Raw genomic sequence first — 11562 nt, 5'->3', positions numbered from 1 at the left:
ACCGCCCGCAATTACCGCGCCGTTGTCACTCTCGCGGCTATTGTCCTATGGTTGCGGTAACTGTCCACACGGCCTAGTCCACTTGCAATTGTCTTGCCGCATTGCCAGTGTCGAGCTGGGGAACCACAGGTTGCAGGGGAGCGGTTGGCAGTGGCACAGCCAGGCACAGCGGAAGCCGAATGGCTGGCAAAGGCGCATGAGCAGTTGATCTCGGACAAGTCGATCCAGTTCGATCTGCCGGCCTATGTGCCACCCCAGCCACCCGACTGGTTGAAGCCGCTGCTGGACCTGTTGTCGTCGCTCGGTCCCTACATGATCTATCTGTTCTGGGGGGCGGTGATATCAGGTGCCGCGATCATCCTGCTCCTGGTCTTTCTCGAGATGAAAGGTATCGCCTGGCGCCTGCCCTGGCAGCGCGCGCGGCGCGAAACCGAGGCGGCACAAGCATGGCGTCCAGACGCCGGCGCCGCGCAGATCCTGCTGGCGGAAGCCGACGCGCTGGCCGCGCGAGGCGACTATGACGACGCGGTTCATCTCCTGCTTCGCCGCAGTGTCGCCGATATTGCCGGCCGGCTGCCGGATTTCCTGCGGCCGTCGCTCACCGCGCGCGACATCGCCGCCGCCCCCGCCATCCCGGCGCGGGCGCGTGGCGCCTTCACTGAGATCGCACGCATCGTCGAAGCCGCATTGTTCGCACGCCGGCCGGTCGGCGCCGAGGGCTGGCGGGAAGCACGCGGCGCCTATGAGCGTTTCGTCTTCCGGGATGCCTGGATATGAGCGCGACGACGATTGAACCAGCGGCACAGGAACCGTTCAATCGAAGAACGCTATTCTGGGGTATTTTTGCCAGCCTGCTTGCGGCGGCGGGTTTCTTCCTGCTGTCCACCTATGCTCCCGACTTCCGCCAACCCGGCAACGGCGGCGCGACGCCGCTGTCGAAAAGCGGCGTCGGCTATGCGGGCCTTGCGGAATGGATGCGGCTGACCGGCAACCCGTCTTCCATGGCGCGGACCGATCAGGAGCTTGGTGCCGACATGTTGCTGATCGTCACCATTTCGCCCGAGAGCGATCGCGCGGCGCTCGACCACATTCTCGAACTTCGGCAGGACCAGGTTACCCTCTTCGTCCTCCCCAAATGGCAGACCCTGCCGCTGGAGGAGCACGAAGGATGGAACATGAAATTCGGGCGATTGCCCGATTCCGTGGTGAATCAATGGCTCGGCCGGATCGCCAATGCAAAGATCGGCGTCGGCCAAAGCACGGTGCAGCAACTCGACGTCGAAGGCCGGCTCGTTGCCGCCCCCGACGAATTGCAGTGGGTGGCGGACGAGCATCCAATCATAGCAGCCGGGAACGACAAGGCTGTGCTCACCGAACTGGATGACAAGCCTTTTTATATCCTGACGGACCCCGACCTGATCAATAACGCCGCGCTAGGAGATTCCGACAAGGCGGCAGCCGCGCTCGACCTGATTGCATTGCTGCAACCCGAAAAGGGCCCAGTCATGTTCGATCTCACGCTGCATGGCGCGGGGCGAAAATATGACCTTGCCAAGCTCTTGGTCGAACCGCCATTTCTGGCGCTGACACTGACGATCCTGGCTGCGGCGGCGCTGGCTTTCCTGCACGGCCTCGGCCGTTTCGGCCCACCGCGCGCCGAATTGCGCGCCATCGCCTTTGGCAAGCGCGCGCTGGTGGATACGACGGCGATGCTGTTGCGGCGCGCCGGGCGGCTCGAGGAACTGGGAGGCCGTTACGCGGCCTTGATGCGGGTGCGCGCCGGCGCTTTGCTGGGAGCACCGCAGGGATTGCAAGGAGAAGCGCTCGACCACTGGCTCGATTCCCGCGACAAGGACGAGACCAGAGGATTCACCACGCGGGCGCAGGCCGTCGGCGAAGCGAAAAATCTGACACAAATGCACGAGGCAGCGAAACAGCTGCACGATTGGACGGCAAGGAGGCTCGGTGAACGTCGATGATGTGAAGGCCCTGGCGACACGGATCAGGGAAGAAGTGGCCAAGGCGATCACCGGGCAGCACGACACGGTCGACCTGATGCTGACGGCCTTGTTCGCCGGCGGGCATATCCTGCTGGAAGGCCCTCCGGGCACGGCCAAGACAATGACCGCGCGCTGCTTCGCCCAGGCTCTGGGTGTCGCCTACGGGCGCATACAGTTCACGCCGGACCTGATGCCTGGCGATATCGTCGGATCGAACATCTACAATTTCCAGACCGGACAGTTCACGCTGACGCGCGGTCCGATCTTCTGTGATCTTTTGCTTGCCGACGAGATCAACCGCACGCCGCCCAAGACACAGGCAGCACTTCTGGAGGCGATGCAGGAGCATGCGGTCACCTTCGACGGCACCACGCATTCGCTGGGCCGCAACTTCATGGTGGTCGCGACCCAAAACCCGATCGAGCATCAGGGTGTCTATCCCCTGCCCGAGGCACAGCTCGACCGCTTCCTGTTCAAGCACCGGGTCAGCTATCCCGGCCCCGAGGAGGAACGGGCCATCATCATCCATCACGGCGGCGGCTCCGCGTCGCACGACATTGCGCAGTACGGCATCAAGGCGCAGGCGGACCGCAAGACACTGGAGAACGCGCTCGCCACCGTCGGCTCCGTCACACTTGTCGACGACGTCGTCGGTTATATCGCTTCGCTGGTGCGCGCCACGCGCAACACCGCCGATTTAGAGGTTGGTGCCAGTCCACGCGCGGGCGCCATGCTGGCCAGGGCGGCACGAGCGCGGGCGGCGCTGGATGGGCGCGCCTATGTGATCCCAGACGACGTCAAGGCGCTGGCGGTGCCGGCGCTGCGCCATCGCGTCATCCTGTCGCCGGCCGCGCAGATCGATGGGCGCATGGTCGAGCAGATCGTCTCCGACCTGGTCGATCAGACGGAAGCGCCGCGTTGATCTATCCGAGCGGCCGAGCAGTGTGGGCGGCGGCGGCAGGCGCGGTGCCGGCCTTCCTGGTCGCGCTGGCGCTGCCGTCGTTGTGGTATCTCGGTTTGCTGTGGATCTGCATGCTGCTCGCCTTCCTGGCGGCGGACGCCGCGGCAGGACGCGGGCGGGCATCGCTGGACGCCGGCCTCCACGCGCCGCCGCAGGTCGGCGTCGGCGGGCAGTTCACCGTTCATGTCGCCGCCTATTTTTCAAGCCGGACGCGGACCCTGGAGGCGCGCGTCGGCCATGATGCGCGCCTGGCGCCGATGGGCGGCACCGGCGGCCCCCTGGCTCCCACCAGCGACGGCGGATCGCTCGACCTTCGGTTTCAGGCGCTGCGGCGCGGCATCGCCAGCTTCGATCGTCTGTGGGTGCGCTGGCGCGGGCCGTTCGGACTGGTCTGGAACCAGGTCGTCCTGCCGATGGAAAACAAGGTGGCAGTGTTGCCCGACGTCCGCAGCGCCCGCGACCAAGCGATCACGCTGCTGCAGCGCGACGCCCTGCCCGACGGGAACGCCCAGCGCCGGGCCGGACAGGGCCGGGAGTTCGAGGCGCTCAAGGATTATCAGCCCGGCATGGGCCGGCGGATGATCGACTGGAAGCGCAGCGCCCGCCACGGCAGGCTTCTGGCGCGCGAGTTCCGCATCGAGGAGAACAACAACATCGTGCTGGCTATCGACAGCGGACGCTTGATGTGCGAGCCGGTCGACGGTGTACCGAAGGTGGACCGGGCGGTGGCGGCCGCCTTGCTGTCGGGATTCATCGCGCTCAAGGGCGGCGACATGGTCAGCCTGTTCAGCTTCGATGGGCGGCCGCGCGTCGCGAGCGGCGCGGTGCGCGGCTCGGCTAGTTTCGCAATGATCCAGAAGCGGGCGGCGGAGATCGACTATTCCAACGAGGAGACGAATTTCACCCTGGCGCTGACCACGCTTGCGGCGCGGCTCGACCGGCGCTCTCTGGTGATCATCTTCACCGACTTCGTCGATCCGATCAGCGCGGAATTGATGCTGCGCACCGTCGGCCGGCTCACCGAGCGGCATCTGGTGCTGTTCATGATGACGAGGGATGTCGAGTTGGAGAGCTTGACCGACATGCCGCCTTTGTCGGGCGAGGATGTGGCCCGCGCCGTCGTCGCCGGCGGGCTTTTGCGCGAAAGGCAGGTCGTCATCGGCCGGTTGCGGCTGCTGGGCGCGCATGTGATCGAAGCCGACCATCAAAGGCTGGGGCCGGCACTGGTCGAGCGCTACCTGCAGTTCAAGCGGGAGGATTTGTTGTGACTGCGCCAGTACCCGGCGATGCTGGACGCGGTGATGCCGTACGCCAGTCGCTGGCCAGCTTCCGTCGGGAGCGCGAGGCCGACTGGAATGCGTTCGAGGCGCTTCTCGCCCGCGTCGAGAAACGCGCGCCGCGGACGCTGTCGGAAGACGAGTTGCTGTCGCTGCCGCTGCTCTACCGATCGGCATTGTCTTCCCTCTCGGTAGCGAGAGCGACATCCCTCGACAGCGCGCTGATCGCCTATCTCGAATCCCTGTCGCTGCGGGGTTACTTCTACCTCTACGGGGCACGTCGCGGGCTGCGGCAGCGCATCGCCGATTTCTTCCTGCATGACTGGCCCGGTGCCATCCGCGATTTGTGGCGCGAGACGCTGGTGTCGGTGGCGCTGATGTTTGTCGGCATCGGCGCCGGCGCCTGGCTGGTAGCGTCCGACAAGGACTGGTTCGACGCGATCATCCCGTCGGGCCTCGCCGCCGGCCGCGGCCCCGAGGCTTCGGCCGAGCTGCTGCGCAGCATGCTTTATGATGGCGACAATGGCTTTCTGTCAGGCTTTGCCGCTTATCTTTTCACCCACAACGTCCAGGTCGCAATCCTGGCTTTCGCCCTTGGATTTGCCTTCGCCGCACCGACAGTGCTGCTGATGCTGTTCAACGGCTGCATGCTGGGTGCGCTGTTCCAAGTCTATTGGGCAAAGGGGCTTGGCATGGAACTTGGCGGCTGGCTGGCCATTCACGGGACCACCGAACTGTTCGCCATCGCACTGGCCGGCGCTGCCGGCATGCGCATCGGCACGCGCATCGCCTTTCCCGGCGAGTTGACCCGCATGACGGCAGCGGCCCATGCGGGACGCGTCGCGGCGACCGCGATGGTTGGCGTTTCGGTCATGCTGCTGTTTGCCGGACTGCTCGAGGGCATCGGCAGGCAGACGATCACCAGCGATGTCACGCGCTATGCCATTGGCGGCGGCATGCTCGCATTGTGGATCGGCTATTTCTACCTGTTCCAGGTGGTGCGGAATGGCGACCGCTAGACGCTCCGCGCTGGCGACAATGCGCTCGCTGATCACGCCTGAAGGTGTCGATCTCCAGATAAAGCTGGCCGACGCCGGCACACGGGCTGCCGCTTTCCTGCTCGATGTCGTGTTTATCGCCACGGCTGCAATCGCGGTCACGATTGTCGCGCTGTTTGGGGTAAGAGGCTTGGGCACCGATAAAATGCAGCCGCTTTTCATCGTCTGGATCATCGCGATCTTTTTTCTGCGCAACGCCTATTTCATCGCCTTCGAGGCGGGCCGGCGCGCGTCGACGCCCGGCAAGCGGATCGTCGGCATCAGGGTGGCGTCACGCAACGGAGCCGGCCTGTCGGTCGATCAGGTCATCGCCCGCAATCTGATGCGCGAGATCGAAGTCTTTCTGCCGCTGTCGATTATCGCCGGACGGAGTGGGATGGGCGTCGCCGATACGCTGACGACAGTCTTCGGACTGGTGTGGGCGCTGCTGTTCGCTCTGTTCCCGCTTTTCAATCGCGACCGGCTGCGGATTGGCGACCTGCTGGCGGGAACCTGGGTCGTCGAGGCGCCGAAGCGCACACTGATGGAGGATCTGTCGGCAAGACAGGATCCGGTCGCCAAGGCCTTTCAGTTCAGCCATGCCCAACTCGACGCCTATGGCATCGCCGAGCTCCACAAGTTGGAGGAGGTGCTGCGCCGCGACGATTATTTCGCGCTGCGGGCGGTGGCCGAGACGATCGGACGCAAGATCGGCTCAACGCCGCAGGCGCATGATGCCCGCCCGTTCCTGACGGCGTATTACGGCGACCTGCGAGCCCATCTCGAGCGAAAGCTACTGCTGGGCAACCGCAGAGCCGACAAGCATGATCGGTAGGCTGAAGAGGCCGGAGGCGATGCAGATCAAAATAAGCGGCACTGAAGAATCCAGAATTGAGCGCGCAATTCAGGCAGCAGTGTCTGGGTCTTGGGAAGAGTTTAGCAGACTCACTGATGCACCTTTCCAAAGCCGCTGCCTTAACCCACCCACTTCTCGTAGTCGGACACCAAGAGGTGCAGCGGCGCGACATCCTCGTCGATGTCGGCGAAGCGGCCGATCGGCTCGCGGAAGACATTGTCGGTGAGATCGTCATTGACGGTCGAAACCTCGCCGATCAGCACATCCTTGCCCTCGGCCCAGAAGGCGTGCCAGACGCCCGGCAGCAGCGTCACGCTCTGGCCTGGATCGAGCTTCAGGAGCCCGCCCGCCGGCAGCCTGTGGATGGTTCCGTCGACAGGCACCGATACCTCGGCCTTCGAATCGATGCCGCCATCGCGATCGTGCATGAACAGTTCCAGCACCAGCTTGCCGCCACCACGGTTGATGATGTCTTCGGCCTTGATGTTGTGGCGATGCATTGGCGACAGCTGATCCTTGCGCGAGATCATGATCTTTTCGGCATAGAGCATGCCCATGCCCTTCTTCATGTCCTCGTAGCGGCCGTTGCGGACGGTGAACAGGAAGAGGCCGAGTTCGTTGAACTTGCCCTGGCCGTAATCGGTGATGTCCCAGCCGAGCCGGGAGGAGAAGATGGCCGACGATTCCTGCCGACGCGTCTTCATCTCGTCCGGCGACCAATAGGCGAAGGGCGGCATGATGTAGCCGAACGAACGGATGAAGGCATCGGCGTCGCGGATGATGTCGTTGATGTCTGAGCGTTTCATGGTCGTGGTTTCCTTCCCGTCGGCCTAGGCGATCTCCAAACCGAATAGCCGAACGCCGATCCGGTGTCGATGTAAACTGCATGAGCTGGCCTCATGACATCCGGTCCGATCAAGGTCATAACCGCAACCAGTTTTCCTGATAAGTGGCATTCCATGCTGAGCATAGACGACCTCGATACACCGGCGATCCTGATCGACGTCGACCGCGCCGAAGCCAACATCGCGCGGGCGCAGGCCCATGCCGACCGCCATGGGCTGAAGCTCAGGCCGCACATCAAGACCCACAAACTGCCTTACTGGGCAAAGAAGCAGATCGCAGCGGGTGCGGTCGGCATCACCTGCCAGAAGATCGGTGAAGCCGAGGTGATGGCCGATGCCGGCCTGACCGATATTTTTCTGCCCTACAATATTCTCGGCCGCGCAAAGCTGGAACGCCTTAAGGCGCTGCATGGCCGCGTAACCCTGTCGGTGACGGTGGACAGCATGGACACGCTGCAAGGGCTATGGGCGATTTTCACCGATGCCGGCCATCCTCTGACCGTGCTGGTGGAATGCGACACTGGCATGGGCCGCTGCGGCGTGCAGAGCCCCGGCGAGGCAGTCGATCTGGCCAAAGCCATCGACATCGTCAAAGGGCTCGCCTTCGGCGGGCTGATGACCTATCCGGCGGCAGGCCGCGCCGCGGAAGCCGAAAACTGGCTTGCCTGGGCGCGCGATGCCATGTCGGCAGCAGGCCTTGAATGCCAGCGCATCTCCAGCGGCGGCACGCCGGATCTATGGCGCTCGGGCGAGGACAGCGTCGTCACCGAATACCGCCCCGGCACCTACATCTATCTCGACCGCTACCAGGTCGCCAAAGGCGTCGGAAGCCTCGACGATTGCGCGCTGACGGTATTGTCGACGGTGGTCAGCCATCCGACACCGGCGCGCGCCATCCTCGATGCCGGCAGCAAGGCCCTGTCCAGCGACACGCTGGGGCTACCCGATTTCGGCGAATTGCTGGGCGTTCCGGGCGCCACCGTCACCGGCCTCAGCGAAGAGCACGGCAACGTCACGCTTTCCGGCGACGCCAGGCTGCGTATCGGCGAGCGCGTGCGAATCGTGCCCGACCATTGCTGCGTCGTCACCAATCTGTTCGACGAGGTGCATCTGGTCGACGGAGAACGCGTGCTGGAGACGCTGCCGGTAGCGGCGCGTGGCCGCATGGGGTGAGCTCGATCTCGTTCGGCCGAACGACCGTTTGGATCAGGGTTGGACGAGCTGACCCAGTGCAGCCCTCAATGGATCGAGGGCGTCGCCGTACAGTTTCCAGCGCTCTACCGAGGACGAATAGATCGGCTGGCGCACCTGCCAGCGGCTTGGCGTTCGTACCGTGCGCTCGGTTTCGTGGAAATGCAGACAAGCATCGTCCCATTCCACGCCGAGAAATCCGATCAATCCACGAGCGCGGGTTTCGAAATCGGCCACGGTTTCTTCGTAGGGCATGTCGTGGATAGGCAACGGAACGACCTTGGCCCAATGGCGCATCAAGCGATCATACTGCCGGTAGTACTGCCCAAGCTTGATCAGATCAGCATTGTAGCCGTGAGCATCGGAGAAATTGTGCATGAAACAGGACGTGCAATTGTCCATCGGGTCACGCCGGCAGTGGACGATGCGGGCATTTGGCAAAATGAGGCTTATGAAGGCTAGCAGCTCGAAATTATGCGGCATCTTGTCGACTACACGCGCCGCCTTGCCGTTGCGCTTGTTGAGATGGTCGAGATATTTCGAGCCGAGTTCCCTCGCCTTCGCTGGTGTGAGCGTCGCCATGGCCTTGGCGAAAATCGCCGGATCAGGCTGGTCGAATCCAAGTTCGCCGGCCAATGAACGGATCGCCGGCAGCTCGCCGGCGCCATAGATATCGTGATGGCTGGCGCATATCTGCTCGGTCAGCGTCGTTCCTGAGCGTGGCATACCGACGATGAAGACCGGCCGTTCGGACGGATTGCCGAATTTTGGCCGCGCTTCGAGAAAGCCGGCGTCGAAAGTCTCGATGAAGCTGTCATAGAGCCGCGTGTGCAGGGCAATGTCGAAATCATTGCCGGAGATTGCCTTGGCCCGGGCGAAATGGCGGATGGCCAGGCGATACTCATGCTGGTCGTTGAGGATTTTTCCGGCGGCGTGATGCAGGATAACCCGCTCGCGATCGGTGGTCATCGGCAGTTCGAGGCGGGTTTGCACCAACGCCAGAGCTGGATCGCCCTTGACGGCCCGACGCGCGAGCGCCAGCCCGGACAGCGCCTCGACATTCGCCTTGTCGATGGCGATGGCGCGGCCAAAGCATTCGACCGCCTCGGCTTGCCGGCCCATGTCGGTGAGCAGGTCGCCCATACCGACCAGCGCCGTCAGCGATTGGCTGTCGACCGCCAGCGCACGGCGATAGAAACCCTCGGCGACGTCGCCCTCGAGTTGGCTCCGGTAGGATTTGCCGAGATTGCACAATGCCTCGACAAGCCGGCCGTCGAGCTCGATCGCTTTTCTCAGCTGTTTGCGCGCTAGTTCTATGTTGCCGATCAGGTTGTAGGCATTGCCGAGATTGTTGCGGAAAATGGCGTTGCCCGGTTCGAGCTTGACCGCGCTCTTCATAAAGTCGATGGCCGTCTCATTTTGCTGGGCCTCGATCGCCAGCGTGCCCATCAAATTGAGCGCCATGGCATTTTTGGGCTGACGTCGAAGCACGGTCTGATAGCAGAACTCGGCTTCGCGAAACCGCTTGCGGCGTTGCAGGTCGATGCCGCGCTGCAACGTCTCCAGCGCCGACTCCCCAGCGGCCGGGAGAAAATCCTGGACCATGGCCGGTAGACCGACAGGCTGCCGGCGTGGCAACAGTGGCATGCTTCACCCCCAATCGCCGGATATCACGGCAATCAGCGTGACCAATCAGAATTTGAATGTAACGCCAAGCTGCAGATTGTGGGAATTCAACTTGCCGTTCGAGAATACAGCATCGCTGTCGCGCGAGGAATCGAAGTCGACGCCGGAGACGGCCTTGAACCTGTAGCCGAAATCGAGGTCGATATTCTGCGCCAGCGCGTAGGTGACACCGGCTCCCAATTGGCCGGCGAAACCCCACCCACCAGATCCGTATCCATAAAGGTGACCATCCCAAGTTGTGTCGGCGGTCACATAGGCGGCGCCGATGCCGCCGCCGACATAGAGCTTGGCATCTCCAAAATGAGCAACGTCGGCCCAGACATTGGCGAGCAGATAGGTAGCGGACAAATCCCCGTCAGCCGGAAGCCAGGCACTTACACCCTCCTGATAGGAATTCGCCTTGTAGCGGGCATAGGACAGTTCGCCTTCGACCCGAAACACATCGTTGATCCGCCTACCGACGACGCCGCCGATCACGAAGCCGGTGTCGAAGTCCATCGAAAAGTCGTTGTTGTAATAATCGGCATGTGTTTTCACGCGATTCGGGAAGCTGGCGCCACCAAACAGTGTGACATACCAGAGATCCTGGGCCGCCGGAACTTCGACCGCCGCGTCGGCGGCATTGGCCGAATTCCAGCCGAGCATCAGGGCCGTTGCGGAGACACCAGCAAGCAGACGTACATCCGTCGACAAATCCACCCCCACGAATATTGACAGGCAAACATAATGCGTCACTTCTGGTGCAAGGCTTAGCTGTCAACAAGTGAAAATGAGACCAGGGTCCACCTTCTAGAAATCTCTGTTGCAACATTGCAACATCCCTGCTTCGGTCCGTCACAAATAATGTTGACGGCAGGATATGTGAGGCTGTCGGGCGAAATAGAATGAGGGGCCAATGACGGCCGAGCAGGTGCCCCACTAATGGAGCTTATCGGCCTGCCTCGCCGCGACACGGCGCATGGAAATGACCCGGCGACGTCGGATTTCCGTGCGCATCGCCATCAGGTGGAGCGCGAAGAACAGCACGGTGAAGCCGAGCGCCATCACCAGCAGCGGCCTCAGCATAGAGGGGTCAATGGTCGAGCCACCCATGCGGAACACCGAAGCCGGCTGATGCAGCGTGTTCCACCAGTCGACCGAGAACTTGATGATCGGGATGTTTATGAAGCCGACCAGGGTGATGATTGCGGCGGCCCAGGCGGCGCGCGCCGCATCGTCGAGTGCCCGCGTCAGCGCAATGATGCCGAGATACATCAGAAACAGCACGAACACCGAGGTCAGCCGCGCGTCCCACACCCACCAGGTGCCCCACATCGGCTTGCCCCAGATCGAGCCGGTGATCAGCGCGAGTGCTGTAAAGACGGCGCCGATGGGTGCCGCCGATTTCAGCGCAACATCGGCCAGCGGATGGCGCCACACCAGCGTGCCCAGCGCGAAAACCGCCATCAGCGTGAAACACATCATGGCCAGCCAGGCGAATGGCACATGGATATACATGATGCGCACGGTGATGCCTTGCTGGAAATCCTCCGGTGCCGTGAAGCTCATATAGAGCCCGGCAGCCAGGAGGAGTGTGGCGATGGTCGCCAGCCACGGGACCATCTTGTCGGCCAACCCGACAAACCGCGTCGGGTTGGCGAAATCCATCCAGCCGCTGAGGCGTGAAGTCCAGTCGCTCATGCGGCTTTACATAAACCGGCGACGCGTTT

The 11562-nt window shown here is 62.9% G+C and carries 11 protein-coding genes; 7 read left to right on the top strand and 4 right to left on the bottom strand.

The window, feature by feature from the left end; genetic code table 11:
* Positions 1-150: 150 nt before the first annotated feature.
* The 6 genes from AC0L25_RS08895 to AC0L25_RS08870 all read left to right on the top strand — a co-directional run bounded on the left by AC0L25_RS08895 (position 151) and on the right by AC0L25_RS08870 (position 6110).
* Complete coding sequence (locus AC0L25_RS08895) at positions 151-777, top strand: DUF4129 domain-containing protein (protein WP_473595149.1); 627 nt, start codon at positions 151-153, stop codon at positions 775-777.
* A 197-nt stretch (positions 778-974) separates the two neighbouring features.
* Entirely contained in the window at positions 975-1979 is a 1005-nt protein-coding gene (locus AC0L25_RS08890; protein ID WP_473595148.1) for a DUF4350 domain-containing protein, read from the top strand.
* Positions 1966-2922, top strand: coding sequence for an AAA family ATPase (locus AC0L25_RS08885; RefSeq protein ID WP_473595147.1), 957 nt, complete (start codon positions 1966-1968; stop codon positions 2920-2922). Before AC0L25_RS08890 ends, AC0L25_RS08885 begins: the two co-directional genes overlap by 14 nt.
* Positions 2919-4229 (top strand): DUF58 domain-containing protein, encoded by a 1311-nt coding sequence (locus AC0L25_RS08880; protein WP_473595146.1) that lies wholly within the window; start codon positions 2919-2921, stop codon positions 4227-4229. Before AC0L25_RS08885 ends, AC0L25_RS08880 begins: the two co-directional genes overlap by 4 nt.
* Complete coding sequence (locus AC0L25_RS08875) at positions 4226-5257, top strand: stage II sporulation protein M (protein WP_473595145.1); 1032 nt, start codon at positions 4226-4228, stop codon at positions 5255-5257. The genes AC0L25_RS08880 and AC0L25_RS08875 overlap by 4 nt, the downstream gene beginning before the upstream one ends.
* The gene (locus AC0L25_RS08870; RefSeq protein ID WP_473595144.1) at positions 5244-6110 is read left to right on the top strand and encodes an RDD family protein; all 867 of its coding nucleotides are present in this window, start codon (positions 5244-5246) and stop codon (positions 6108-6110) included. Before AC0L25_RS08875 ends, AC0L25_RS08870 begins: the two co-directional genes overlap by 14 nt.
* Positions 6111-6250: 140 nt before the next feature.
* Here AC0L25_RS08870 and AC0L25_RS08865 read toward each other — a convergent pair whose 3' ends face one another.
* Complete coding sequence (locus AC0L25_RS08865; protein ID WP_473595143.1) at positions 6251-6937, bottom strand: D-lyxose/D-mannose family sugar isomerase; 687 nt, start codon at positions 6935-6937, stop codon at positions 6251-6253.
* A gap of 153 nt (positions 6938-7090) precedes the next feature.
* Here AC0L25_RS08865 and AC0L25_RS08860 point away from each other — a divergent pair, with 153 nt between their 5' ends.
* The gene (locus tag AC0L25_RS08860; protein WP_473595156.1) at positions 7091-8149 is read left to right on the top strand and encodes a D-TA family PLP-dependent enzyme; all 1059 of its coding nucleotides are present in this window, start codon (positions 7091-7093) and stop codon (positions 8147-8149) included.
* Between the two features lie 33 nt (positions 8150-8182).
* Here the strand turns inward: AC0L25_RS08860 and AC0L25_RS08855 are convergent, their stop codons facing one another.
* The 3 genes from AC0L25_RS08855 to AC0L25_RS08845 form a co-directional block, all read right to left on the bottom strand.
* Complete coding sequence (locus AC0L25_RS08855; protein WP_473595142.1) at positions 8183-9814, bottom strand: tetratricopeptide repeat-containing sulfotransferase family protein; 1632 nt, start codon at positions 9812-9814, stop codon at positions 8183-8185.
* Positions 9815-9859: 45 nt separating this feature from the next.
* Positions 9860-10546: an outer membrane protein gene (locus tag AC0L25_RS08850; protein ID WP_473595141.1), complete on the bottom strand. Its 687-nt coding sequence runs from the start codon at positions 10544-10546 to the stop codon at positions 9860-9862.
* Between the two features lie 225 nt (positions 10547-10771).
* The gene (locus tag AC0L25_RS08845; RefSeq protein ID WP_473595140.1) at positions 10772-11533 is read right to left on the bottom strand and encodes a heme ABC transporter permease; all 762 of its coding nucleotides are present in this window, start codon (positions 11531-11533) and stop codon (positions 10772-10774) included.
* Positions 11534-11562 lie beyond the last annotated feature (29 nt).

The sequence above is a fragment of the Mesorhizobium sp. WSM4813 genome (assembly GCF_055811555.1).
Note: the sequence above shows the minus strand (reverse complement) of the source record. Positions and strands in the feature narration are given on the sequence as shown.

Bases quoted from the DNA above. Each gene is read 5' to 3' on its own strand.
- AC0L25_RS08890 (WP_473595148.1), top strand. From the start codon at position 975: ATGCGGCTGACCGGCAACCCGTCTTCCATGGCGCGGACCGATCAGGAG.
- AC0L25_RS08870 (WP_473595144.1), top strand. From the start codon at position 5,244: ATGGCGACCGCTAGACGCTCCGCGCTGGCGACAATGCGCTCGCTGATC.
- AC0L25_RS08865 (WP_473595143.1), bottom strand. From the start codon at position 6,937: ATGAAACGCTCAGACATCAACGACATCATCCGCGACGCCGATGCCTTC.
- AC0L25_RS08860 (WP_473595156.1), top strand. From the start codon at position 7,091: ATGCTGAGCATAGACGACCTCGATACACCGGCGATCCTGATCGACGTC.
- AC0L25_RS08855 (WP_473595142.1), bottom strand. From the start codon at position 9,814: ATGCCACTGTTGCCACGCCGGCAGCCTGTCGGTCTACCGGCCATGGTC.
- AC0L25_RS08845 (WP_473595140.1), bottom strand. From the start codon at position 11,533: ATGAGCGACTGGACTTCACGCCTCAGCGGCTGGATGGATTTCGCCAAC.